This is a genomic window from Sphingopyxis sp. FD7, assembly GCF_003609835.1.
Lineage (GTDB): Bacteria > Pseudomonadota > Alphaproteobacteria > Sphingomonadales > Sphingomonadaceae > Sphingopyxis.
The window spans coordinates 2,142,331-2,165,278 of sequence record NZ_AP017898.1 but is presented as its reverse complement, the minus strand read 5'-3'; the positions used below and the strand labels follow the sequence as shown (position 1 = coordinate 2,165,278).

21 protein-coding genes are annotated in these 22,948 nt (G+C 64.5%); 5 read left to right on the top strand and 16 right to left on the bottom strand.

Going from position 1 to position 22,948, the window contains the following annotated elements; genetic code table 11:
• Positions 1 to 178 precede the first annotated feature (178 nt).
• The 10 genes from SPYCA_RS19035 to SPYCA_RS10160 all read right to left on the bottom strand — a co-directional run bounded on the left by SPYCA_RS19035 (position 179) and on the right by SPYCA_RS10160 (position 11,555).
• Complete coding sequence (locus tag SPYCA_RS19035) at positions 179 to 922, bottom strand: hypothetical protein (protein WP_146625118.1); 744 nt, start codon at positions 920 to 922, stop codon at positions 179 to 181.
• Positions 923 to 980: 58 nt separating this feature from the next.
• Positions 981 to 1,211, bottom strand: a complete 231-nt coding sequence (locus tag SPYCA_RS10200; RefSeq protein WP_120220131.1) for a hypothetical protein — start codon at positions 1,209 to 1,211, stop codon at positions 981 to 983.
• Between the two features lie 58 nt (positions 1,212 to 1,269).
• A complete protein-coding gene (locus tag SPYCA_RS10195) occupies positions 1,270 to 1,470 on the bottom strand; it encodes a hypothetical protein (RefSeq protein WP_120220129.1) in 201 nt (66 codons plus the stop codon).
• A complete protein-coding gene (locus tag SPYCA_RS10190) occupies positions 1,445 to 1,999 on the bottom strand; it encodes a hypothetical protein (RefSeq protein ID WP_120220127.1) in 555 nt (184 codons plus the stop codon). The genes SPYCA_RS10195 and SPYCA_RS10190 overlap by 26 nt, the downstream gene beginning before the upstream one ends.
• A complete protein-coding gene (locus SPYCA_RS10185; RefSeq protein WP_120220125.1) occupies positions 1,999 to 3,063 on the bottom strand; it encodes a ribonucleotide-diphosphate reductase subunit beta in 1,065 nt (354 codons plus the stop codon). Before SPYCA_RS10185 ends, SPYCA_RS10190 begins: the two co-directional genes overlap by 1 nt.
• A 63-nt stretch (positions 3,064 to 3,126) precedes the next feature.
• Positions 3,127 to 3,564: an endonuclease domain-containing protein gene (locus tag SPYCA_RS10180; protein ID WP_120220123.1), complete on the bottom strand. Its 438-nt coding sequence runs from the start codon at positions 3,562 to 3,564 to the stop codon at positions 3,127 to 3,129.
• 79 nt (positions 3,565 to 3,643) lie between these two features.
• Positions 3,644 to 5,590: a ribonucleoside-diphosphate reductase subunit alpha gene (locus SPYCA_RS10175; protein ID WP_120222265.1), complete on the bottom strand. Its 1,947-nt coding sequence runs from the start codon at positions 5,588 to 5,590 to the stop codon at positions 3,644 to 3,646.
• Between the two features lie 873 nt (positions 5,591 to 6,463).
• Positions 6,464 to 7,285 (bottom strand): IS5 family transposase, encoded by an 822-nt coding sequence (locus SPYCA_RS10170; protein WP_066114500.1) that lies wholly within the window; start codon positions 7,283 to 7,285, stop codon positions 6,464 to 6,466.
• Between the two features lie 134 nt (positions 7,286 to 7,419).
• Positions 7,420 to 9,711 (bottom strand): EAL domain-containing protein, encoded by a 2,292-nt coding sequence (locus SPYCA_RS10165; protein ID WP_120222264.1) that lies wholly within the window; start codon positions 9,709 to 9,711, stop codon positions 7,420 to 7,422.
• Positions 9,712 to 9,812: 101 nt separating this feature from the next.
• Positions 9,813 to 11,555 carry an acyl-CoA dehydrogenase gene (locus SPYCA_RS10160; RefSeq protein WP_120220121.1) on the bottom strand — a complete coding sequence of 581 codons (1,743 nt, stop codon included), beginning with the start codon at positions 11,553 to 11,555 and terminating at the stop codon, positions 9,813 to 9,815.
• Positions 11,556 to 11,608: 53 nt separating this feature from the next.
• Here SPYCA_RS10160 and SPYCA_RS10155 point away from each other — a divergent pair, with 53 nt between their 5' ends.
• The gene (locus tag SPYCA_RS10155) at positions 11,609 to 12,556 is read left to right on the top strand and encodes an L-threonylcarbamoyladenylate synthase (RefSeq protein WP_120220119.1); all 948 of its coding nucleotides are present in this window, start codon (positions 11,609 to 11,611) and stop codon (positions 12,554 to 12,556) included.
• A gap of 142 nt (positions 12,557 to 12,698) precedes the next feature.
• On the opposite strand, the gene SPYCA_RS10150 is transcribed toward SPYCA_RS10155, so the two are convergent.
• The gene (locus tag SPYCA_RS10150) at positions 12,699 to 13,598 is read right to left on the bottom strand and encodes a DMT family transporter (protein WP_120220117.1); all 900 of its coding nucleotides are present in this window, start codon (positions 13,596 to 13,598) and stop codon (positions 12,699 to 12,701) included.
• 238 nt (positions 13,599 to 13,836) lie between these two features.
• A complete protein-coding gene (locus SPYCA_RS10145; protein ID WP_120220115.1) occupies positions 13,837 to 14,616 on the bottom strand; it encodes an SDR family NAD(P)-dependent oxidoreductase in 780 nt (259 codons plus the stop codon).
• Positions 14,617 to 14,700: 84 nt separating this feature from the next.
• On the opposite strand from SPYCA_RS10145, the gene SPYCA_RS10140 reads away from it, so the two are divergent.
• The 3 genes from SPYCA_RS10140 to SPYCA_RS10130 all read left to right on the top strand — a co-directional run bounded on the left by SPYCA_RS10140 (position 14,701) and on the right by SPYCA_RS10130 (position 17,673).
• On the top strand, positions 14,701 to 16,218 hold the full coding sequence (locus tag SPYCA_RS10140; RefSeq protein WP_120220113.1) for an acyl-CoA carboxylase subunit beta: 1,518 nt from the start codon (positions 14,701 to 14,703) through the stop codon (positions 16,216 to 16,218).
• 111 nt (positions 16,219 to 16,329) lie between these two features.
• Entirely contained in the window at positions 16,330 to 17,463 is a 1,134-nt protein-coding gene (locus tag SPYCA_RS10135; protein ID WP_120220111.1) for an acyltransferase family protein, read from the top strand.
• Positions 17,464 to 17,475: 12 nt separating this feature from the next.
• Positions 17,476 to 17,673, top strand: a complete 198-nt coding sequence (locus tag SPYCA_RS10130) for a hypothetical protein (RefSeq protein ID WP_120220109.1) — start codon at positions 17,476 to 17,478, stop codon at positions 17,671 to 17,673.
• Between the two features lie 24 nt (positions 17,674 to 17,697).
• On the opposite strand, the gene SPYCA_RS10125 is transcribed toward SPYCA_RS10130, so the two are convergent.
• The 3 genes from SPYCA_RS10125 to ispG all read right to left on the bottom strand — a co-directional run bounded on the left by SPYCA_RS10125 (position 17,698) and on the right by ispG (position 20,480).
• Positions 17,698 to 18,177: a GNAT family N-acetyltransferase gene (locus SPYCA_RS10125; RefSeq protein ID WP_120220107.1), complete on the bottom strand. Its 480-nt coding sequence runs from the start codon at positions 18,175 to 18,177 to the stop codon at positions 17,698 to 17,700.
• Between the two features lie 31 nt (positions 18,178 to 18,208).
• A complete protein-coding gene (locus tag SPYCA_RS19390) occupies positions 18,209 to 19,132 on the bottom strand; it encodes a hypothetical protein (protein WP_197715338.1) in 924 nt (307 codons plus the stop codon).
• Between the two features lie 196 nt (positions 19,133 to 19,328).
• Positions 19,329 to 20,480, bottom strand: a complete 1,152-nt coding sequence (gene ispG / locus SPYCA_RS10115; protein ID WP_011542138.1) for a flavodoxin-dependent (E)-4-hydroxy-3-methylbut-2-enyl-diphosphate synthase — start codon at positions 20,478 to 20,480, stop codon at positions 19,329 to 19,331.
• A gap of 258 nt (positions 20,481 to 20,738) precedes the next feature.
• Between ispG and SPYCA_RS10110 the strand changes: the two genes are divergently transcribed.
• Positions 20,739 to 21,494, top strand: coding sequence for a TorF family putative porin (locus tag SPYCA_RS10110; protein ID WP_011542137.1), 756 nt, complete (start codon positions 20,739 to 20,741; stop codon positions 21,492 to 21,494).
• A 196-nt stretch (positions 21,495 to 21,690) separates the two neighbouring features.
• On the opposite strand, the gene SPYCA_RS10105 is transcribed toward SPYCA_RS10110, so the two are convergent.
• Positions 21,691 to 22,839 (bottom strand): alpha-hydroxy acid oxidase, encoded by a 1,149-nt coding sequence (locus SPYCA_RS10105; protein ID WP_120220105.1) that lies wholly within the window; start codon positions 22,837 to 22,839, stop codon positions 21,691 to 21,693.
• Positions 22,840 to 22,948 lie beyond the last annotated feature (109 nt).

Sequence of the window (22,948 nt, the reverse complement as noted above, 5' to 3'; positions counted from 1 at the left end):
GGGTGACGAAGATTGGTGCGGAACGGATGCTTCCCTCCCGCTCGTCATGCCGGGCTTGATCCGGCATCCATACGGTCTGGGGTTAAGTGGGTATTGTTGTCTATCACCGTAGTCCCCGAACGTCAGAGCGGAGCGGATGCCTTTCTACGAATTGTCACCTTGGACTTAATGATGTGCTTCATGGCAAACCGGCTGAATGTGGAATGGCCCCCGCAATCGAGGACATTGTTCCGCACACATCCCAGTCGCGCGTAGTAAATAACACCGAGAAGTCCGCTACTATAATCATTACGGCAGAGATCTGATTGGCACTTAGCGGGGGCGTGGAGTCCATTTTATTTCTAGAAGATCGTATTTTGTGGATGATCTCATTGAGAGGTATCTTGAGAGATATCTGATTTTGGCGATAGTCCCGATCACGTATTTTTTCTAGAGCTTGTGTTCTCGCTTCAACAAAGCTCATTAGCAGTTCGACAACCCTAGGTTTCAAGCCAGTGGAACTGAGTAGCTTCCGTTCCATCTTGATAAAATAATCAAGTTCCATTCTTTCTGCCTGAATTAGGTGGCCTCCTGTTAAATAGCCGCTTCGCTCGCGAACGACTCCCAGTCGATTAATGAAATTTCTCCAATGCACGGAGGCCATGGCTCGCGATCGACCTTGTCGCTTCCGCCAACTTAAATAGATTTCACGAATGGAAGGGTCATATACGTCTGCTCCCCCAGCCAATCGTTCGACAAAATAGGCGCCTTCAACGAATTTCTTCGACGACGCGAATTCTTCAAGAAGTATTAAAAGCTTATGTGCCTCGGATTGCGATAGTACCGCTCCTCCGGCTGGGTAATTTGAATAGGTCTGGCTGTTATCACAATCGAGCAGAAGCGCGGCCATCAGACCCAGAAGTTCAATGTCGTCATTGGTCAAGAAGACCCGCGGATTATAAATCCCCATAGAAAGCTACCAAATCCGAGAGCGAAATCGTTCAAACCGAAAACCCCCCAGCGTTCCGCCGGTTCGAGCTTGCCGCCAACACCTTCTTCCCCTGCGGGGTCAGCGCCCATTTGGCTCCCTGCTGCACCACCAGCCCCAGCGCGGCGAGTTCGTCGCGGACGGGATCGGTGGGGAGCCCGGGGTGGCGGTTCGACAGGCGCTCCAGGCAGGCGCGCTGCGGCTGGCTGAGGATCAGGAGTTTTTCTTTTTTCTTTTCGGTCATTTTGTTTTTCGTAATCCTGTTGATTTGCCGCGACGCGATCGGTTGCGCTGGCTGGATTTCACCATTTTCCGCCCAAGGCGTCGATGGCTTTGAGCAGCGCCTTTTTGCTGCTGGAGCGGTTTTTGCCCGCATTGCGCGGCAGTTCGGGATTGCCGAGTGCGGCGCGGCGCGCGGCGAGGTCGGCCGAAAAGCGGGCAAAGTTGATGCGTGGCCCCGTCCAGTCGGGCGCCAGTTCAGGCTTTGAGCGCTGCGATGCCATAGTCTCCGACCGTTTCCTGTCTGATACGCCTTTCCAGATAGTCGAGATCGACATTCGGGTGAAGGGCAAACAAAATCCGCGCCTGATCCAGCCGGTCTTGCGCCGATCCGGAGGCATATTGACCCATGCGGTCGGCGATCAGATCCTCGACTGAAATGATGGCAAAGCTCGATCCGTCGCCCGTGTCCTCGACGAGCAGAATATGGTCGTGATCAATGTTGCCGTCCATCGGAACCGACCCGACAATTTCAAAGCCGAGTTTGAGTCCGGGGTGAACCCAGCCGCGCGCCAGTTGCCCGACGCCGGATGGCCGGATGAACCCGGCGTTTTGCAGTTCCTCGTCCAGCGCATCCTGCCACGGCGAGCAGATATCGAAATCGCCCGTCATCAAAGCGCTGCCCGAATAATATTCGACCGCCGCCCCTCCCACCAGCACCGGACGGGACAGGCCCCGTGCCGCCATCGCCTCGCTCACCCGAGCGAAGAGGCGAAGTGCCGCCTCGAACTCGGGGCGATAGGGGGAGGTCATTACTCCGCCGCGATCCCCGCTTTCGCGAACATGTCCTCGCCGTCGTTTTCGGCGTCGCCCGCCGGCGCGGCGTCGTCGCTGGTCTTGGCCTTCTTGCGGTTGTCGAAGCTGGTCCACACGGTGTTCCAGTCGCCGCGCGTCGCGGCCTTGCTGTACTCGGTCGCGCGCGTTTCGAAGAAATTGGCATGCTCGACGCCGTTCAAGAGCGGGGCAAGCCACGGCAGCGGGTGTTCGTCGATCATGTAGATCGGCTGGAAACCCAATTGCCCCAGGCGCCAGTCGGCGATGTAGCGGATGTAGCGCTTGATCTCCTTGGGCGTCATGCCGGGGACGGGGCCCTGTTCGAACGCCAGGTCGATGAACGCATCCTCGAGCCGCACCGTTTTCTGGCAGCAGTCGATGATGTCCTCCTTCACCGACTTGGTCAGGCAGCCGCGTTCCTTGACGAAGGCGTGGAAGAGGCGCGTGATCCCCTCGCAGTGCAGGCTTTCGTCGCGCACGGACCAGCTGACGATCTGGCCCATGCCCTTCATCTTGTTGAAGCGCGGGAAGTTCATCAGCATCGCGAAGCTGGCGAAGAGCTGCAGCCCCTCGGTGAAGCCGCCGAACATCGCGAGCGTGCGCGCGATATCCTCGTCGCTGTCGACGCCGAAGGTGCCGAGATAGTCGTGCTTCGCGCGCATCTCGTCATATTCGAGGAACATGCCATATTCGCTCTCGGGCATGCCGATCGTGTCGAGCAGGTGGCTGTAGGCCGCGATATGCACCGTCTCCATGTTGCTGAACGCGGTCAGCATCATCTTGATCTCGGTCGGCTTGAACACGCGGCCATACTTGTCGTGGTAGCAATCCTGCACCTCGACGTCCGCCTGGGTGAAGAAGCGGAAGATCTGGGTGAGCAGGTTGCGCTCATGTTCGGAAATCTTCTGCGCCCAGTCGCGGCAATCCTCGCCCAGCGGCACCTCTTCGGGCATCCAGTGGATCTGTTGCTGGCGCTTCCAGAAGTCATAGGCCCAGGGATATTCGAAGGGCTTGTAGGTCTTGCGGGCTTCGAGAAGGGGCATCTACGGTCTCCAGACTGGCTTCTATATCTCCTCTCCCACCGGGAGAGGAAGGGGCCCAAGGCGTCAGCCTTGGGAAGGTGAGGGTGTTCGGCGGTTGGATGATGGCGCGTTGCCGCCCTCACCCTCCCGCCGCTTCGCGGCTCCTTCCCTCTCCCGGAGGGAGAGGGATATTTGTTCGAGGACGCCTTTCGTGTTCGCGAGGACGTCGTTGTTCCAGAAGCGGAGGACCGTCAGGCCCTGCGCCTGCAGAAATTCGGTGCGGCGGGCGTCGTAGGCCGCCGCCTCGGCATGTTGGCCCCCATCCACCTCGATCACCAGCTTCGCGGCGAAGCTGTAGAAATCGGCGAAATAGGGGCCGATCGGTACCTGCCGCCGCCATTTCGCGGCGGGGAAGGCTTCGCGCAGCGCGCGCCACATCCGCTTTTCGGCGTCGGTGGCGTCCTTGCGCAAGGTCCGGGCGCGGGTGACGGTGCCGGAGGGTTGGTGGCGATAGGTTCGCATCCTCGTCGTCGCCCTCACCCTCACCCTTCCGGCGCTTCGCGCCTCCCTCCCTCTCCCGGGAGGAGAGGGATTTTGGGCGTCACTGACACGCCAGACACTCGTCGTAATCGGTGGTCGCGAGCTCGTATTTCGCCGCCTCGGGCGTGTTGTCGGCCTCGACCCCGCCCGCGAAGCCGGCGCGCTGGACGCTTTTCGAGCGGAGATAATAGAGCGATTTGATGCCGAGTTCCCATGCGCGATAGTGGAGCATCAGCAGATCCCATTTCTCGACGTCCGCCGGGATGAACAGGTTCAGCGACGCCGCCTGGTCGATATAGGGCGTGCGGTCGGCGGCGAGTTCGAGCAGCCAGCGCTGGTCGATCTCGAAGCTCGTCTTGAACACATCCTTTTCGTCCTGCGTCAGAAAGTCGAGGTGCTGGACGCTGCCGCCGCGTTCGAGGATCGAGTTCCACACTGCGTCGCTGTTCTTCGCCTTGTCGACGAGCAGCGCTTCCAAGTGCGGGTTGCGGATCGAGAAGCTGCCCGACAGCGTCTTGTGCGTGTAGATATTCGCCGGGATCGGCTCGATGCACGCGCTGGTGCCGCCGCAGATGATGGAAATCGACGCGGTCGGCGCGATCGCCATCTTGCAGCTGAAACGCTCCATCACGCCCTGATCGGCGGCGTCGGGGCAGGGGCCGCGTTCCTTTGCGAGCAGCATCGAGGCGGCGTCGACCTGCGCGCGGATATGCTTGAAGATCCTGAGGTTCGACGATTTCGCCATCGCGCCCTCGAACGGCAGGCCGCGCGCCTGCAGGAAGCTGTGAAAGCCCATGACGCCGAGGCCGACGCTGCGTTCGCGGCTGGCGCTATATTTGGCGCGCGCCATTTCGGGCGGGGCGCGGTCGATATAGTCCTGGAGGACATTGTCGAGCATGCGCATGACATCCTCGATGAAACGCTTGTCGCCGTTCCATTCGTCCCAGGTTTCGAGGTTGAGGCTCGAGAGGCAGCAGACCGCGGTACGATCGTTGCCGAGATGGTCGCGGCCGGTCGGCAGCGTGATCTCGCTGCACAGGTTCGAGGTCGTGACCTTCAGCCCCAGATCGCGGTGATGCTTGGGCATCATGCGGTTCACCTGGTCGATGAAGATGATATAGGGCTCGCCCGTCGCGAGGCGCGTTTCGACGAGCTTCTGGAAGAGGCTGCGCGCGTCGACGGTGCCGCGCACGCTGCCATCCTTGGGCGATTTGAGGTTGAACTCGGCGCCGTCGCGGACGGCTTCCATGAACTCGTCGGTCACGAGCACACCGTGGTGGAGGTTCAAGGCCTTGCGGTTGAAGTCGCCCGACGGTTTGCGAATCTCCAGAAACTCCTCGATCTCGGGATGCGAGATGTCGAGATAGCAGGCGGCCGAGCCGCGGCGGAGCGAACCCTGGCTGATCGCGAGGGTCAGGCTGTCCATCACGCGGACGAAGGGAATGATGCCGCTGGTCTTGCCGTTGAGGCCGACGGGTTCGCCGATGCCGCGCACCGCGCCCCAATAGGTGCCGATGCCGCCGCCGCGCGAAGCGAGCCAGACATTCTCGTTCCAGGTGCCGACGATACCCTCGAGGCTGTCGTCGACCGAGTTGAGGTAGCAGCTGATCGGCAGGCCGCGCCCCGTTCCGCCGTTCGACAGCACCGGGGTCGCGGGCATGAACCAGAGCTTCGAGATATAATCATAGAGGCGCTGGGCATGATCCTGGTCGTCGGCATAGGCGTCGGCGACGCGCGCGAAGAGATCCTGATAGGATTCGCCGGGCAGGAGATAGCGGTCCTGCAGCGTTTCCTTGCCGAAATCGGTGAGCAGCGCGTCGCGGGTCGCATCGGTGACGATAGCGAATCGGCGTGCATGAACCTTGGGTTCGCCGCCGTCGCCCGGCGTCGCCGCGGGCGCGGGCGTCGATTCGCGCTTCGCCTCCGGCGCTGCGGGCGCATCATTCTTCGTCAGTTCCACCGTCGCCACGTCGTTCGTCTCCACCCGTTCGCTTTCCCGAAAATCCATCCTGTTCGCCCCCCGATCCATATGCGCACAAAGATGTGCATGTTCCTGTCTTGTTCGACTCAGGGCGAAGCCCTGACCTTAGCATCTTTACCCGCCCGCATGGGCACCCTTTTTTGGACGCAAGCAGGGTTTTTCCGGGCCCATATGCGATGGGCGACGGAAATCCGCCACTTCCAGCCTGATACAATTTATTGGGGTGCCCCCGTGGTCGACCCACCACCCATAGTGCCACGTCGGCGCGACGATGCAAGAGAGTAAATGACGGATCGGGGACTCAACTCGTCGATATTTTGATTCGACTGGTCGACGGTCATGCGCGTCGGCGACGCGCGTTGCCAGCGTTTCTGCGGCCCCCGGCGCGGTCCATGCCGGGGGCGCGGCGCCGAAAAATATGCGGCGGCGAAAGTCGGTGGCGGGGAGGAGAGGAGATTTACACGCCTGTGGCGGTTAACGACCGGTTGCAGACCTTTATTCAATCGTCATCCCGGCGAAGGCCGGGATCTCATCCTCTCGGTTTGCCGCACCGGCGAGATCCCGGCCTTCGCCGGGATGACGGATAAGGGTTCGCCGGGATGACGGATAAGGGCAGGTCCGGAATCCACCCCGAAGTGGCCTCTGGTCGGTGCATCCGTGCGGGCCATAAGGGCAAAAGAAAAGGGCCCCGGCGATGCCGGAGCCCCTGTCTTAATTTCGTTCCAGATTAAGCCTGGCCGCCAGCACTGTCAGTGCCACCGCCGCCCAGGAAGCGCCAAAACCAACCCATGACAAATCTCCTGATAAGACTGCCCACGCAGAACAGTTAACAGGGCATATACCTTAATTAGTAAGGTAAATCGAGTCTTAGAGTCTGATTCAAAATTATCGCGATAGATTTCATGCTCTTGCGATACGGCGGACGAAGAGCTGAATTGAGGCGATGAACAGCCACGCGGTTGCCGATGCGATGGTCTGCTCGAAGTCTTTGGCGAGGCGGCGGTTGCGACCGAGCCACGCAAAGGTCCGCTCGACCACCCAGCGTCTGGGCAGGACCTCGAAGCCCTTGGCATGGTCGGATCGCTTGATGATCTCGACCGTCCACTTCCCGATCTTGCGCAGCGCCTGGCGAAGCTTGTCGCCAGCATAGCCGCCATCGGCGAAGATGTGCCTGAGCCAAGGGTGACGGCGGATGATCTCGGCCAGAACAAACGGCGCGCCATCGCGATCCTGCACGTCAGCGGTGTGGATCACGGCATGAACGAGATTGCCCTCGGTGTCGGTCACGATGTGTCGCTTGCGGCCCTTGATCTTCTTGCCTGCGTCATAGCCGCAAGGCCCGCCGCTTTCCGTGGTTTTCACGCTTTGGCTGTCGATGACCCCAGCGCTCGGAGAAGCCTCGCGCCCGAGGGCTTCCCGCCCGATCAGCAGCAGGGCGTGATTGAGCGAGAGCCACAGACCATTGTCGCGCCACAGATAGAACCAGCGCCGCACCGTCGAGACCGGAGGAAAGCAGGGCGGCAACATCCGCCAGGGCAGCCCACCGCGCAGCAGATACAGGATCGCCTCGATGATCCGCCGCAGCGGCCATTTGCGCGGTCGCCCTACACAGCAAGGGCCCGGAAGTAACGGCTCCAGCACGGCCCATTCCGCATCGGTCAAATCGCTTGGCAAAGCCAGGTCGGCACGGGCATACTGCGCCCGGGTGGTGTCGGTCCACATCGTTGAACTCCCGAAGTTTGTTGCAAAACCCCGTGAATCAGCGACTTGGGCTCGCGTCAAGCTAACCCGCTGGCACCACTCAACTTAATTTCGGATCAGGCTCTTAACTATAAAGATTGCCGCCATTTTGGCGATTATGCGGTGCGGCTGTGCGGCGGGGTCGTCAGGGCGGCGACGAGATCGGAAAACAATTGCGGTTTTCCAAGATGATAGCCTTGGCCGACATCGCAACCGAGGCCGACGAGCAGCGCCATTGTTTCTGCATCTTCAATGCCTTCGGCGACCGCGACGGCGCCGAGACGGTGCGCCAGATCGACGGTCGATTTGACGACTTCGCGGTTGCGCTGCGAATCGCGCATTGTCGAAACGAATCGCTTGTCGATCTTGATTTCGTCGGCCTCGATCTCGGTCAGATATTCGAGGTTCGACTGGCCGGTGCCATAATCGTCGATCGAAAGGCGAATCCCCGTGCGGCGGAGTTGCGCCAGCGTCTGGCGCGCCTGTCGGCTGTTTTCGATCTGTGCGGTTTCGGTGATCTCGATCGTCAACGCCTCCGGCGGCAGATGATGCGCGTTGAGCATGACGCGGATCGTTCCGACAAGGTCGCTGTGGTCGAGCAGCGTCGCGGACAGGTTGACCGACATGTTGATGTGGACGCCGCGCTCGCGCAGCTGCGCCGCCGACCGGATCGCCTGATCCATCACGAACAGCGTGAGGCGATAGATGTCCTGGCTTTTTTCGGCCTGTATGATGAACTCGTCAGGCGGAATGGGGCCGCGCGTCGGATGCGTCCAGCGCGCGAGCGCCTCGACCCCGACAAGCCGACGGGTTGCGATTTCATATTGAGGCTGGAAGGCGACCCAGATGTCGCCGCCGGTCAGCGCGTCCTCGAGCTGTGAGTGGAAGGAGAGCTGCCAGCCGGCGTCGTCCTTTTGCCGCGGCGTATATTTGGTCCAAAGCGCGCGGGTGCGGATCGCGCGCTCGGCGGCGACAAGGGCGGCCGCGAGCCGCTGCGCGTTCGACCCCTCGAACTCGTCGTTGACCCCGAACGCGATGGCGACGTCGACGCGCAGGTCGCCGATCGTGAGCGGCGCGTTGAAAAGTGCGGCGAGCCCGGCAAGCTGCCCTTCGATCTGGCTGTGCTGATAATAGGGCACAAGCCAGGCGAAGGTGCCGTCGAGGTCGTGGTGCAGCGTGGTGCCCTGCGAAGCGAGTTGGAGGCGGCGCGTCACCTGTTCGACGAGCCTGTCAATGCCGTCGCCCGGAATGAAGGCGGCAAGATCCTCGAAGTTGACCACCTTGGCGGCAATCACCGTCGCGCTGCCAAAAGGCGGCAGTGAACGGAGCGCTTCAAAGTTGGGCAGTCCCGAGAGGGGGTTCTCGCGCTGCGCCGAACTACGCCTGCGGGTGCGAGAAACGTTGATGGCGATCGCTGCGACATAGACCAGCGCTGCACCGATCCAGGACGTCACAAGCATCGTTCCAAGAACGATCTTGCCACCGATCAAGATAACGGTCGAGCCGATCATGGCGGCCATAACGGCTCGTTGAAAGCGCCGAATAAGTGTTATTCCCGTAAGCACGATCGCGACGAGCAAGGGGGGCAGCCAGCCGATGTCGATTGGGTCGCCTCGCTTCAGCGTTTCCGCCGCTATGACGTGAATGAATCCGCCGGGAACCCGATCATGACCGGGCAAATAGAAATAGTCCTGAAAGCTCGGTGCGGTTGGCGCGAATATAACGTCCTTTCCAGCGAGTTCGCGCGCTCCGATCTTGCCCGAAAGCAAGTCTGCGGCACTATATTCCGTGATCGTGCCGGTGTCATAGCTCAGATCCAGACGAAAACTTTCGGGAGTGTCGCTGCTCTTTCCCGCGATGATAGCCGCAAAGCTAGGCAGCAGCCGCCCTTCGGCGCGATAGGCAATGGGCGCGCGCCATACCTGCCAAAACTCGCTTTCTACAGCGATGCTCGCAATGGGAACGTCGGGGCCGAACTTCTTGCTCGGGAACGTCGTGACCTTGTCTTCACGGCCGGGAACCTGACGTGTCGAAACCGCCAGGACTATGCGGTCGCCCATATTCTTCACTGCATTGACGAAACGGGAGAAATCACGATCGCCTTCGCGTCGGTCGAAGTAGAAATCGACGAAAAGCCGCTTCGCGCCAGCTTTGTCCACTGCTTCGACGACATTGGCATATTGGGTCATCGAGAAATTGCGGTTTGGCGATTGCGCCATCGTGCGCTCGTCCAGCGCCACAATCACTATTTCCCCGCTCACCGGGCGTGTCGCAAGACGACCCACTACAGCATCAAGAACCCGATCGGCCACTTCGCCAGCCGCGGTTATTCCCACCGCGAGCGCCAGCAACAGCGACAAGCCGATGCTGCGCCAGCTGATGATCAGACTCTTGACCGGGATGGGCACGCACGTCTCCAGCAATTGCCGGTCGCGTCTAGTCCCAGATGGTTATCATCGCGTTAATCATGGAGGGAATCCTGCGGTTTTTGGCGGGGCGACGAGACGGGTCAGGCGATCGCGGGCAGCGGTTCGAGCGCCGCGTCGCCGGCGAGCGCCGACGCCGCGAGGCCCGTGGCCGCGGGCACGATCTGTTCAAGGTAAAAGCGCGTCGAGGCGATTTTGGCTTCGAGGAAGGCGCGGTCGCCTTCGCCCGCATCGAGCGCGGCGCGCGCGGCCCGGTGCTGGACCGCCATCAGCCAGCCGCACGTCGCGGTCGCGAGCATGGTGAGATAGGGGTAGCTGCCCGCCAGCCGGTCGGCGGTGTTTGCGCCGACCATCCAGTCGGTGACCGCGCGGCACGCATCGACAAGCTGCTGCAATTCGGGGAAATCGGCGGCGCCGTGCGATATGTCGTCGATCAGGCCGCGGACGAGGTCGCCGCCCGCCATGCCCAGCTTGCGACCCACCAGATCGGCCGCCTGGATGCCGTTGGTGCCTTCATAGATCGGCGCGATGCGCGCGTCGCGATAATGCTGTGCGGCGCCGGTTTCCTCGATAAAGCCCATGCCGCCATGGACCTGAATGCCGAGGCTCGCGACCTCGCAGCCGATGTCGGTCGCGTGCGCCTTTGCCAGCGGGATCAGCACTTCGGCGCGCATCGCCGCCGCCTCGTCGCCCAATTTGCCGAAGTCGGTCTGCGCCGCGGCATAATAGACGAGCGCGCGCGCCGCCTCGGTCTGCGCGCGCATCCGCCACAACATGCGGCGGACATCGGGATGCCGGTCGATCGTCACCGGGGTGCGGTCGGGCGAACCCGCGAGCGCCGACTGGACGCGCTCGGCGGCGAAGCGCTGCGCCTGCTGGGTCGCGCGCTCGCCGATCTGAATGCCCTGGCAGCCGATCATCAGGCGGGCGTTGTTCATCATCACGAACATCGCGCGCATCCCGCCCATTTCCTCGCCGACGATTTCGCCGAGACAATCCTCATCCTCGCCATAGACCATCACGGCGGTCGGCGAGCCGTGGATGCCGAGCTTATGCTCGATCGAGGCGCAATGGACGCCATTGCTGATCGTCGGCTTGCCCTCGGCGTCGAGGCGGTATTTGGGGACGAGGAAGAGCGAGATGCCACGCGTCCCCTCGGGCGCGCCGGGGGTGCGCGCGAGGACGAGGTGGACGATATTGTCGGTGAGGTCATGCTCGCCGAAGGTGATGAAGATTTTCTGGCCCCTGATCTTGTAGAGGCCGGCGTGCTCGCCCTCGGTCACCTTTTCCGCGGTCGAGCGCAGCGCGCCGACGTCGCTGCCCGCGGCGGGCTCGGTCAGGTTCATCGTGCCGTTCCATTCGCCGGTGACGAGCCTGGGGAGCCAGGTCTGCCGCTGCTGCTCGGTGCCATAGGCCATCAGCGCATGAATCGCGCCGGGGGTGAGGATGCTGCACAGCGAAAAGCCCATGTTCGCGCTGCCGAGCGCCTCGATCACGACGGTCGCGAGGGTGAAGGGCAGATCCTGTCCGCCATATTCGGCGGGGCCGTCGATGCTGCCCCATCCCGCTTCGACGAACGCCTTATACGCCTCCCTGAAGCCCGGCGGCATGATGACCTTGCCATTGTCCCATTTGGGATTGTTCGTGTCGCCGACGCGGTTGAGCGGAGCGTAGACCTCGGCTGCGAACTCGCCGATGCCGGCGACGATCGCCTCGACCATGTCGGGGGTTGCGGCGGCGAAGCGATCGTGCTGCGCCATCGCGTCGATGCGCGCGATGTGATTGAGGACGAAGAGCTGTTCGGTCGTGGGCGGCGTATAGGTCATATCGGGTGCCGACTTTCCTGGTGAATCTCGTTGCGCGGGCGCTATAGCGCGGCATGGCCGAAGGCACAAAGTCCACTGATGTTCGCGCGTTCGATAATGCCGCGATCGCCGAGGCGGCGGCGCTGATCGCCGCCGGGCAGCCGGTCGCCGTGCCGACCGAGACGGTGTACGGGCTTGCCGCCGACGCGCGCGATCCGCAGGCGGTGGCGCGCATCTATGCCGCGAAGGGGCGGCCCGATTTCAACCCGCTGATCGTCCATGTGCCGACGCTGGCGGTCGCCGAGACGCTGGGTGAGTTCGGCGCGGCCGAGCGCGCGCTCGCGGCGCGCTTCTGGCCGGGGCCGCTGACGCTGGTGGTGCCGCGTGCCGAAGGGTGTCCGGTCGCGAGCATCGCGACCGCGGGGTTGGGGACGATTGCGCTGCGCGTGCCGGGGCATCGCGCGATGCAGGCGCTGCTCGCGGCGTCGGGCGCGCCGCTCGCCGCGCCGAGCGCCAATGCGAGCGGACGCGTGAGCCCGACGAAGGCAAGCCATGTGCTCGCGAGCCTGGGCGGACGGATCGCGCTGGTGATCGACGACGGGCCGACGAGCGCGGGAGTCGAATCGACGATTGCGCGCGTGAAGGACGGTGCGGTCGAAGTGCTGCGGCCGGGGCCGGTGACGGCGGCGATGCTGGCCGAGGCGAGCGGGTTGCCGGTGACCGAGCGCAAGGGGTCTGAAATCATCGCGCCAGGGATGCTCGCGAGCCATTATGCGCCGGGCAAGCCGATGCGGCTGGGTGCACGTGCGTTTGCCGACGACGAATATGGGATCGGGTTCGGCGCGGTTCGCGGCGATTATGATCTGAGCATGGCGGGCGATCTCACCGAAGCGGCGGCGCGCCTGTTCGACGCGCTGCATGCGGGGGCGGCGAGCGCGAAGCCGAGGATCGCGGTGGCGGCGATCCCGTTCGAGGGGCTGGGCGCGGCGATCAACGACCGGCTGGCGCGCGCGGCGGTGTGATGTTGTTCGCGCGGAGACGCGGAGAAGAGCGCTGGGCCGATAGGCCCCATTTTATTCGGGCGTTGCGGATGACGCTCCGCCGAAATGGAGCGCCGCTTCGCGGCAAATGCAAAATCTCCGCGTCTCCGCGTGAGATGATTTGCTAAGCCGCCGCCGGTTCGATCGGGTCGCCGTGGGGCGCCTTGCGGGCGACGATCAGGCAGGCGGCAACGATCAGCAGCGCACCGGCGAAGGTCGGCAGCGTCACCGCTTCGTCGAAGAACATCCAGCCGAAGAGCATCGCCCAGAGGAAGCCGGTATATTCGGTCGTCGCGAGGATCTGCGTCTCGGCGCGGGCATAGGCCCAGCTCAAGAGCAGCAGCGACGCAGTGGCGAGCGCCGCGGCGCCGACGATGTGCGGCGCGTGGCTGGCGGCGGGGACGGCGAGGAACCAGGGCGCGCCCAGCGCGAGGATCGCGGTCACAAACGCGTTCTGGAAAAAGGCGATTTCGAGCGGCTCGGCCATCTTCGCCTGCCGCCGCGCGAGGATGAGGTTGTAGGCGTAGAAAACCGCCGAAAGGAACACCGCACCGACCGCGAGCAGCGCTTCGTCCGAATAATCGCCGTCCAGTTTGCCCGCCACGATGACGATCACCCCCGCAAGCCCGAGCAGCGACGCCGCGATCGAACGCGGGCCGATCTTCTCGTCCAGAAAGATCGCGGCCATGTAGAGGGCCATCAGCGGTGCGACGAAGGCGAGCGCGATCGCTTCGGCGATCGGCAGCCGCGCGAGCGCCCAGAAGAAACAGAGCGCCATGCCCGCAACGAAAACCGAGCGCCAGGCGTGGATCGTCATCGTCGCCTTGCCGGGCCATGTGGGACGGCTCGCGAAATAAAGGAGCCCGCTCAGCAGCGTGCCCGCTCCGGTGCGCCACAGCACGGCGTTATAGGCGCCGATGTCGATCGACAGCCCCTTCATCAGCACGTCCATCGCCGAAAAGGTCGCGATGCCCGCGCAGGCGATCAGGAAGGGGATGACGGGCGAGGGCGAATCGGGGCGCATGGTGGGGGCTGTAGCGGAGTTTGGCGCATTGATCGCGCCTCCTATACGGTGCGCGACGCAGAGCGGGGTGAACGGCGGTTTCGGGGTGGATTCCTGCCTTTCCCTTATCCGTCATCCCGGCGCAGGCCGGGATCTCGCCGGTGCGGCAAACCGATAGGGTGAGATCCCGGCCTGCGCCGGGATGACGATAAAGTTGAGGGCAACTACCGGTCGCTAGCTGCCATCGCCCCGGAAAGTTTTATCGAAACGTCGCTTGCCCCGCGCCGTCGATGTTGAGTTTCTGCCCCGAGCAATAGCTGTTCGCGTCGCTGACGAACCACAGCACCGCCGCGGCGACATCTGCGGGGACGGCGACGCGGCCGAAGGGCATTTTGGCGTCGAGGTGGTGAATGTCGTCCTGGCCGGTGACGGCGCGCGACAGTTTCTCGCCCATGTCGCTGACGGTGAGCGCGGGGGCGACGATGTTGACGCGGACGCCGTTTTTCAGTTCCTCCCTGGCGAGCGTGAGCGCGAGGGCTTCGCTCGCGGCCTTCGCCATCGTGTAGGGGGCGCCGTTCGGCGCATTCACATAGGTCGCGATGCTGGAGATGATGATGATGTCGCTGCGGGCGTGGGTGCGGAGCTGCGGCAGCGCAAGGCGCGAGAGGCGGTGCGGGCCGGCGGCGTGCACGGCGAAGAGCTTGTCGACCTCGGCGGGGTCGGTGTCGGCGACGGACAGCCCGCGGCTGGCGATGCCCGCGTTGTTGATCAGGATCGACATCGGGCCGAAATCGGCTTCGACGGCAGCGACCATCGCGGCGCAGGCGGCTTCGTCGGTGACCGAGGCCTGATAGGCCTTGGCCTTGCGACCGAGCGCCTGAATGGCGGCGACGGTTTCGGCGGCGGCTTCGGCGCCGCGCGTATAGTTGACCGCGACGTCGGCGCCCGCCTCCGCCAGCCCCAGCGCAATGCCGCGCCCGATTCCGCGCGAGGCGCCGGTGACGAGCGCGACGCGCCCTGCAAGATTCCTGTCGGTCATCTCTCTCTCCCATCTGCCCCTCCCGTATACGGGAGGGGAGAATTTGGGAATGACGTTTCCGTCAACGTAAGCTAGCTTTCGCGCATGAGCTGGAAAAAGGAAGTGGATGAGCTGGGTCAGCGCCGCGCGATGGCCGAGAAGATGGGCGGGGAAGAAAAGGTCGCGCGGCAGCACAGCCGCGGCAAGATGGACGCGCGGGCGCGGCTCGCCGCGATCGTCGATCCGGGCAGCTTTCGCGAGATCGGCAAGATCGCCGGGCGCGGCATCTATGCGCCCGATGGCGCGCTGGAAGACCTCGCGCCAAGCAATTTCATCTTTGGCCGCGCGAATATCGACGGGCGGCCGGTCGTCGCCTCGGCCGACGATTTTACCGTGCGCGGCGGCGCCGCCGATGCGGCGCTGCACCGCAAGTTCGTGCAGTGCGAGGCGATGGCGCATGAATATCGCCTGCCGCTCATTCGCATGATCGACGGCACCGGCGGTGGCGGGTCGGTCAAAAGCCTTGAGGATATGGGCTATACCTATATCCCGCACGTGCCCGGCTGGGATCAGATCATCGCCAATCTCGACACGGTGCCGGTCGTGGCGCTCGCGCTGGGGCCGACCGCGGGGCTGGGCGCGGCGCGCGTCGTCGCGAGCCATTACAGCGTGATGGTGCGCGGGCTGTCGCAGCTGTTCGCGGCGGGTCCGGCGGTCGCGGCGGCGATCGGCGACACATTGGACCGCGAAGAACTGGGCGGCAGCGACGTACATACGCGCAACGGCGTCGTCGACGACGAAGTCGCGAGCGAAGCCGAAGCGTTCGCGGCGGCGCGGCGTTTTCTGTCCTACCTGCCCTCGTCGATCCACGATCGCGCGCTCCGCACCGAATGCGCCGATCCGGTCGATCGGCGCGAGGAGGCGCTGCTGTCGATCGTGCCGCGCGCGGCGAAGCAGGTTTATTCGATGCGGCGGATTGCCGACGCGGTGTTCGACAAGGGCAGTTTTTTCGAGATGGGTGCGCGCTGGGGGCGGGCCGTCATTACGGCGTTCGCGCGACTGGACGGCTGGCCGGTCGCGGTGCTCGCGAGCGATCCGTCGTACCTTGGCGGATCGTGGGATGCCAAGACGAGCGAGAAGGCCGAGCGTTTTGTCAAGCTGGCCGACCAGTTCCGGCTGCCGATCGTCCACCTTGTCGACAATCCGGGCTTCATGATCGGCGGCGAGGCCGAGCGAACCGGGACGATCCGCTACGGCGTGCAGGCGATGAACGCGATCTACCGCGCCACCGTCCCCCTCGCGTCGGTCGTCGTGCGGCGCGCTTACGGGATCGCGGGCAGCGCGATGTCGAACGCCGAGCGCTTCCAGTATCGCTTCGCCTGGCCCTCGGGCGACTGGGGCAGCCTGCCGATCGAGGGCGGGGTCGAGGTCGCGTACAAGAGCGAGCTGGAGGCAGCCGACGACCCGGCGGCGCATCTGGAGGCGATCCGCGAACGGCTCAATCGCGTGCGCTCGCCGTTCCGCACCGCCGAGAGATTCGGGGTCGAGGACATCATCGACCCGCGCGAGACGCGGCCGCTCCTGTGCGAGTTTGCCGGGCTGGCGTGGCGGGTGCTCGGTTAGGATTTATTGGTCCTCCCGGCGAAGGCCGGGATCTCGCCGGTGCGTCAGGACGAGATGTTGAGATCCCGGCCTTCGCCGGGAGTACGATAGAATGACAAGAAACGGGAGCCAATGACGGGCGGACGCCATTATGGCATGGACTGGCTGCGCATCGGCGCTTTCGCGCTGCTCATCCTTTATCATATCGGCATGTTTTTCGTGCCATGGGGCTGGCACGTAAAAATCGCCGAGCCGCTCGAATGGGCCGAGTTTCCGATGCTCGCGACGAACGGTTGGCGGCTGCCGCTGCTGTTCCTCGTGTCGGGCTATGCCAGCGCGGCGCTATTTGCCAAGCTTGGCGGCAGCGGGGCCTTTGCGCGCTCGCGCAGCGCGCGGTTGCTGATCCCGCTGCTGTTCGGCGTCCTCGTCATCATTCCGCCGCAGCCGTGGGTGGAGCTGGTCACCCAGCACGGCTATGCGCAGAGCCTCGGCGCTTTCTGGATCGGCGACTATTTCCGCTTCGGCACGCTGGACGGCATCGTGCTGCCGACGTGGCAGCATCTGTGGTTCGTCGCCTATCTGTGGGTCTATACGATGCTCGCCGTTGCGGTGCTGGCGTGGGTGCCAGCGGTGGTGCGCGGCCGGATCGCCGATGGCGCGGCGCGGCTGCTGAGCGGGGCGGGACTGCTTATCGTCCCGCTGCTGTGGTGGCTGCTCGTCCTCGCCGCGTCCGATGGTCATGCGCCGACGCACGCGCTGCTCGACGATGGGCCGGCGCATCTTCACTATCTGATGCCCTTCTGCATCGGCTGGTTGCTTCGCGTGCGGCAGCGGCTGTTCGCGAGCGTGGCGCGCTGGTGGCGCGCGGCGCTGCTGGTCGCGATCGGCGCCTATGGCATCGTCGCGGCGATCCTGTGGCTTTGGCAGCAGGGGGTCTATCCGCCCGACTGGGCAAGGCTGCCGTTCGATGTCGCGCGGCTGGTGCAGGGCTGGGCGGCGATCGTCGCGCTCGTCGGGATCGCCGACCGTTATGCGAACCGCGACCATCCGAAGCGTGCGATGCTCGCCGAGGCGGTCTTTCCCTTTTACATCATCCACCAGACGATCATCGTCGTCGTCGGCTGGGTTCTGCTCGGCGCGGGGACCGCGGCGCTGCCCGCTTTCCTGATCCTGGTCGCGGCGACGGGGACGGGGTGCTGGCTTTTCTATGCGATCGGGCGCAGCATCGGCTGGCTGCGGCCGCTGATCGGCCTGCAAAGGCGATAGGGGAGAGACGCGATGGGAGCGGTAAAGGGGATTTTGGCGGTGGTCGGCGTCGCGCTGGTGCTGGTCGGGACGCTGTGGGCGTTGCAGGGGCTGGACATTGTGCGCTGGCCCGCGAGCAGCTTCATGCTCGGCGACACGACATGGACGCTGCGTGGCGTCGTCGCCGCGGTGGTCGGCGTCGTGCTGATCTGGTTCGCGCGGCGGCGCTGACGCGGCGGCGTGCCGCCGCCAAGGTCAGACGCCCGCGAGCATTTTGAGCGCCTCGCCATCGACGCGCATCACGGTCCATTCGTCCATCATTTTGGCGCCCAGGCTTTTATAAAAGCCGATGCTCGGCGCGTTCCAGTCGAGCACCCACCATTCGAGCCGCGCACAGTCGCGTGTCACGCAGAGCTGGGCGAGATGCGCGAGCAGCGCCTTGCCGAGCCCCGACCCGCGCGCTTCGGGGCGGACGAACAGGTCTTCGAGATAGAGGCCGGGGCGCCCCTCGAAGGTCGAGAAATTGTGGAAGAAAAGCGCGAAGCCCTGCGGCGTCCCGTCGATTTCGCCGATCACGACCTCGGCATAGGGGCGCGGGCCGAAGAGGTTTTCGCCGAGCTTCGCTTCGTCGAAGCGGACTTCGTGCGACAGTCTTTCATATTCGGCGAGGTCGCGGATGAACTCGGCGATCAGCGGCAGGTCGGCACGGGTGGCGGGGCGGATGGCGAGGGTCATGGGGCGGCTCTGTCGGGCGCTCGGTCCGCTGTCAAACCTCAAGTTTGTGAAGCGCGCAGGAGGTGGCGTAGCCGAGCCCGCGCTTGAGCGCGGGATAGGCTGTCACGGTCGCGGCGGTCAGCGCCAGCTCAAAGCGGACGGTTCGGCCGAGCGCGGCCTCGATCCGCGCGCCTGCCTCATCAGCCGAGAAATCGTGGGCGGCGACCCCGCGGCCGAACGCAAAGGCGTCGGCCAGCGCGGGCGGCGGTGTGCCGGCGAGCAGGCCGTTGACGGTGGCGCGCGGCACGCCGTCGTCGATCGCCGCGTCGGCCGCAATCAGTGCGCAGGGGCCGCAGTCGGCGGCGAGCGTCGCGCCGATGCGCGCGGCGTGAAAGGCGTCGGCGGGCGCGGCGTGCCGATGCGCGGTCGCAGGCATCAAATGCTGGAACTTTTCGGCGGCGTGACCGGGCGCGGCGATCAGGTCGGCGAGATAGGGGCTGTTGCCGCGCGTCGCCTTGTCGGCGGCGCGCGCGAAGAGATGCGGCGGAATGCCCGCCGGAGCGATCCGCTGGCGCGCGAAGAGAATTGCCAGCGCGGCGATCACCATCGCAGGCTGACCGACGACGCCCGGCGCATCGGCCCAGAAGGTCGCGGGACCGCAGATACCCGCGAGCACCTCATAGATGTGGAGCAGCCCGTGCAGCGTCAGCCACAGCCCGCCGACGAGCGCGGCGCGCCAGCGGAGAATCGGGTGCGCGGCGGCATAGACGAGGATCGCGCCCGACCCCAGATAGGCGAGGCCGATGTCGCGGATGAAATGCGCGTTGGGCGGGCCCGTCGTCACGACCGTGGGGATGAAAACATACCATTCGAGCGGATCGACGAGCATGAAGGCGCCATTGGCAAGCGCGCCAAGCCCGGCGGCGAGCAGCAGGAGCTGGACGAGGCGGTCCAGCGCGTCGAACTTGCCCAGCATCGGCATCCTCCCCCCGGTTCAGGATGGAGGGAGACTAGCCTTTACTGACAGCGATGTAAACGGTCGGTGATGGCTTCCGGAACGGCAGGTTTCGGCCGAAGGCGGACATGCCAATATCGTCATCCCGGCCTTCGCCGGGATGACGGATAAGGGAAGGCCAGAATCCACCCCAAGGCCGCCTTCGCAGGATTCCGCGCTACGCCGCCTTGCCGTGCGCGACGTCCATGCTTACCGCGTTGCCCGCCTCGATCTCGGCCGCCTTGGCTTCGACGAGCCTGACGATGTGCGCGATCATGTCGGCGTCCTCGACATGGTGGTCGGTGACGCCCGAGAGATAGACCATATGCCTGCCGTTGCCGCCGCCGGTGATGCCGATGTCGGTCTCGCGCGCTTCGCCGGGGCCGTTGACGACGCAGCCGAGGACCGAGAGCGACATCGGCGTCTTGATGTGGCCGAGCGCGTCCTCGAGCGCCTGGACGGTGCGGATGACGTCGAAACCCTGTCGTGCGCAGCTGGGGCAGGAGACGACGCGCACGCCGCGGGTTCTGAGGCCCAGCGATTTCAGTATCTCGTAGCCGACGCGTACTTCCTCTTCGGGTTCCGCCGAAAGCGAAACGCGGATCGTGTCGCCGATCCCGGCCCAGAGCAGGTTGCCGATGCCGAGCGCGCTTTTCACCGTGCCACCGATCAGCCCGCCCGCCTCGGTGATGCCGAGGTGCAGCGGGCAGTCGACCGCGTCGGCGAGCTGCGCATAGGCGGCGACCGCGAGGAAGACGTCGCTCGCCTTCACCGCGACCTTGTAGTCGTGGAAATCATGGTCCTGCAGCAGCTTGATATGGTCGAGCGCGCTTTCGACGAGCGCCTCGGGGCAGGGCTCGCCATATTTTTCGAGCAGGTCCTTCTCGAGGCTGCCGGCGTTGACGCCGATGCGGATCGCGCAGCCGTTCGCCTTGGCGGCGCGCACGACCTCGCCGACGCGTTCCGACGAGCCGATATTGCCGGGGTTGATGCGCAGGCAGGCGGCGCCGGCGTCGGCGGCTTCCAATGCGCGCTTATAGTGGAAATGGATGTCGGCGATGATCGGAATGCGCGCCGCGCGGACGATCTTGCCGAGCGCCGCGGTCGAATCGGTGTCGGGGCACGAGACGCGGATCAGGTCGGCGCCGGCGTCCTCGCAGCGGCGGATCTGGTCGATCGTCTGCGCCGGATCGCTCGTCAGCGTGTTGGTCATTGTCTGCACGCTGATCGGCGCGCCGCCGCCGACGGGGACGTTTCCGACCATGATCTGGCGGCTCGTCCGCCGTGCAATGTCGCGCCAGGGGCGCAGGCCGGGATTATGATCGCTCATTGCTAATGGCTCGCAGAGGGGGATATGCGCGCTCTTTAGCTGGCTGCGCGCGGCTTGGCAAAGCCCGGCGCGTGGGGGACGGATTGTTGCTGGAAAGACACAGTTTGATAGCGATTCGTAACATTCGAGCAATTTTCGTTTGTGCGTCGCAGCAAAATCGGCAATTTCGAATCGTTCGCCGTCACAGACCCGCAAAAAGAGGTGTGGACGCGTCCGGCAGGCTGGGACGATCCGTTTGACCATTTAGGGGGATCACCCATGAAGTTTCTTACCAAAGCGTGTTTCGGCATGCTGCTCGCCGCGTCGGCAATGTCGACGCCCGCCTTCGCTCAGGAAGAAGAAGCAGAAGCCAGCGGCCCCTTCACGCTTTCGGGCGGCATTGCGGTGACGAGCGACTATCGCTTCCGCGGCATTTCGCTGTCGAACGAAAAGGTCGCGGTGCAGCCGACGCTGACCGTTTCGCATGAAAGCGGCTTCTATGCCGGCGTCTGGGGCTCGTCGCTTCCCGACAGCCCGGCCTATGGCAAGTTCGAGCTCGACGTCTATGGCGGTTTCAACACCGAAATCGCGCCGGGCACGACCGCCGACATCGGCGTGACCTGGTATACCTATCCCGGCAGCGACGATGGCGGCGCGCCGACCGACTATTTCGAGGGCATCGGCAAGCTGTCGCACGACATCGGCCCCGTCTCGATCACCGGCATGGTCGCTTATGCGCCCAAGCAGGATTCACTCGGCGACCAGGACAATATCTATCTGAACCTCGGCGCCGGTTTTGGCATTCCGAACACCCCGGTCACGCTGACCGCGGGGATCGGCTATAATGACGGCTCGCTCGGCCTCGTGTCGCCCGACGGCCAATATGTCGACTGGTCGCTCGGCGCGTCCTTCGCCGCGGGGCCGCTGACTTTCTCGGCGCAATATATCGACACCGACGTCCCGAAGACGGGGGTGAAGGCGGTCGATACGCTGTACGATCCGACCGTGGTGTTCACACTCGGCGCGTCCTTCTGACGACCTAGCGGGTCCGCGGCCACGCGAAGGGGACGGCTTCGGGGGAGGCCGTCCCCTTTGTTGCGCGAAAGCTGGGAGCGACGGCAGGATTCGTCCATCGTCATTCGCGCGAAAGCGGGAACCCTCCGCCAAGTTGGTTGTCCATGCGGCGCTGGAACTGGGTCCCCGCTTTCGCGGGGATGACGAAGGGGGAAGGTCAGCGCCAGCGCAGATTATCGGCGCCGAGATCGGCGAGGGTCCGGGCCCCCATCAGCTTCATGCCACGCTCGATCTCGGCGCGCAGCAGCGCGATCGCGCGCGCGACGCCATCCTCGCCCGCCGCGGCGAGCGCGTAGAGATAGAGGCGGCCGCCCGAGCAGGCTTTGGCGCCGGCCGACAGCGCTTTCAGCACATGCGTGCCGCGCGTGATGCCGCCGTCGCAGATCACCTCGACCCGGTCGCCGACCGCATCGACGATTCCCGCGAGCGCGTCGAAGGGTGCGATGCTGCCGTCGAGCTGGCGTCCGCCATGGTTCGACACCATGATCGCGGTGGCGCCGATGTCGGCGGCGCGCTTCGCATCCTCGACCGCGACGATGCCTTTGAGGCAGAAGGGGCCGTCCCACTTTTTGCGGATCGCCTCGGCGCGTTTCCAGTCGAGGCTCTGGTCGAGCATCGAGGTGAAATATTCGGCGACCGATTTAGGGACGCTCGACCCTTCGGACACATGCGTCGCCAGGTTCGGCAGGCTGAATTTTTCGCGGAGCATATAGTTGAGCCCCCAGCCGGGCTTGGCGGCGTAGCTCAGCATGTTGCGCGGCGTGAAGCGCGGCGGCGAAGTGAAGCCCGAGCGCAGGCAGCGTTCGCGGTTGCCGCCGACGATCGTGTCCACCGTGAGCGCGACCGCATCGAATTTCGCCTCGCGCGCGGCGTCGAGCATCGCTTGGTTGAGCCCTTCGTCGTGGTGGACGTAAAGCTGGAACAGCTTGGGACCATCGGTCAGCGCGCCGGCTTCGGCGAGGCCGATCGTCGCGAGGCTCGATATGCCCGCCATCGTTCCTGCGTTCGCGGCAGCGCGCAGGACCGCGCGCTCGCCCTGCCAGTGGAACAGGCGTTGCAGCGCGGTGGGTGACAGGAACAGCGGCATCGCCATTTCGCGCCCGAACAGGGTGGTGCGCATATCGACGCTTTCGACTCCCGCGAGCACGCGTGGGATAAGGTCGCAGCTGTCGAAGGCGTCGCGGTTGCGACGGCGGGTGACCTCGTCGTCGGCGGCGCCGTCGATATAATCGAACACCGGCCAGGGCAGGCGGCGCCGCGCGAGCGCGCGGAAATCGTCGATGTTGTGGCAGTCGGTGAGTTTCATTTTTGCCCCGCTTTAAGCCCGTCATTGCGAGCGTAGCGAAGCAATCTCCAGTCCTCAATCTCGCGCAAGGCTGATGGCTGGAGATTGCTTCGTCGCTTCGCTCCTCGCA

Excerpts from the sequence above, each read along its gene's own strand:
- SPYCA_RS10200 (WP_120220131.1), bottom strand. The coding sequence starts at position 1,211 with ATGACCGAAAAGAAAAAAGAAAAACTCCTGATCCTCAGCCAGCCGCAG.
- SPYCA_RS10195 (WP_120220129.1), bottom strand. The coding sequence starts at position 1,470 with ATGGCATCGCAGCGCTCAAAGCCTGAACTGGCGCCCGACTGGACGGGG.
- SPYCA_RS10190 (WP_120220127.1), bottom strand. The coding sequence starts at position 1,999 with ATGACCTCCCCCTATCGCCCCGAGTTCGAGGCGGCACTTCGCCTCTTC.
- SPYCA_RS10185 (WP_120220125.1), bottom strand. The coding sequence starts at position 3,063 with ATGCCCCTTCTCGAAGCCCGCAAGACCTACAAGCCCTTCGAATATCCC.
- SPYCA_RS10180 (WP_120220123.1), bottom strand. The coding sequence starts at position 3,564 with ATGCGAACCTATCGCCACCAACCCTCCGGCACCGTCACCCGCGCCCGG.
- SPYCA_RS10175 (WP_120222265.1), bottom strand. The coding sequence starts at position 5,590 with ATGGATTTTCGGGAAAGCGAACGGGTGGAGACGAACGACGTGGCGACG.
- SPYCA_RS10170 (WP_066114500.1), bottom strand. The coding sequence starts at position 7,285 with ATGTGGACCGACACCACCCGGGCGCAGTATGCCCGTGCCGACCTGGCT.
- SPYCA_RS10160 (WP_120220121.1), bottom strand. The coding sequence starts at position 11,555 with ATGACCTATACGCCGCCCACGACCGAACAGCTCTTCGTCCTCAATCAC.
- SPYCA_RS10155 (WP_120220119.1), top strand. The coding sequence starts at position 11,609 with ATGGCCGAAGGCACAAAGTCCACTGATGTTCGCGCGTTCGATAATGCC.
- SPYCA_RS10150 (WP_120220117.1), bottom strand. The coding sequence starts at position 13,598 with ATGCGCCCCGATTCGCCCTCGCCCGTCATCCCCTTCCTGATCGCCTGC.
- SPYCA_RS10145 (WP_120220115.1), bottom strand. The coding sequence starts at position 14,616 with ATGACCGACAGGAATCTTGCAGGGCGCGTCGCGCTCGTCACCGGCGCC.
- SPYCA_RS10140 (WP_120220113.1), top strand. The coding sequence starts at position 14,701 with ATGAGCTGGAAAAAGGAAGTGGATGAGCTGGGTCAGCGCCGCGCGATG.
- SPYCA_RS10135 (WP_120220111.1), top strand. The coding sequence starts at position 16,330 with ATGACGGGCGGACGCCATTATGGCATGGACTGGCTGCGCATCGGCGCT.
- SPYCA_RS10130 (WP_120220109.1), top strand. The coding sequence starts at position 17,476 with ATGGGAGCGGTAAAGGGGATTTTGGCGGTGGTCGGCGTCGCGCTGGTG.
- SPYCA_RS10125 (WP_120220107.1), bottom strand. The coding sequence starts at position 18,177 with ATGACCCTCGCCATCCGCCCCGCCACCCGTGCCGACCTGCCGCTGATC.
- SPYCA_RS19390 (WP_197715338.1), bottom strand. The coding sequence starts at position 19,132 with ATGCTGGGCAAGTTCGACGCGCTGGACCGCCTCGTCCAGCTCCTGCTG.
- ispG (WP_011542138.1), bottom strand. The coding sequence starts at position 20,480 with ATGAGCGATCATAATCCCGGCCTGCGCCCCTGGCGCGACATTGCACGG.
- SPYCA_RS10110 (WP_011542137.1), top strand. The coding sequence starts at position 20,739 with ATGAAGTTTCTTACCAAAGCGTGTTTCGGCATGCTGCTCGCCGCGTCG.
- SPYCA_RS10105 (WP_120220105.1), bottom strand. The coding sequence starts at position 22,839 with ATGAAACTCACCGACTGCCACAACATCGACGATTTCCGCGCGCTCGCG.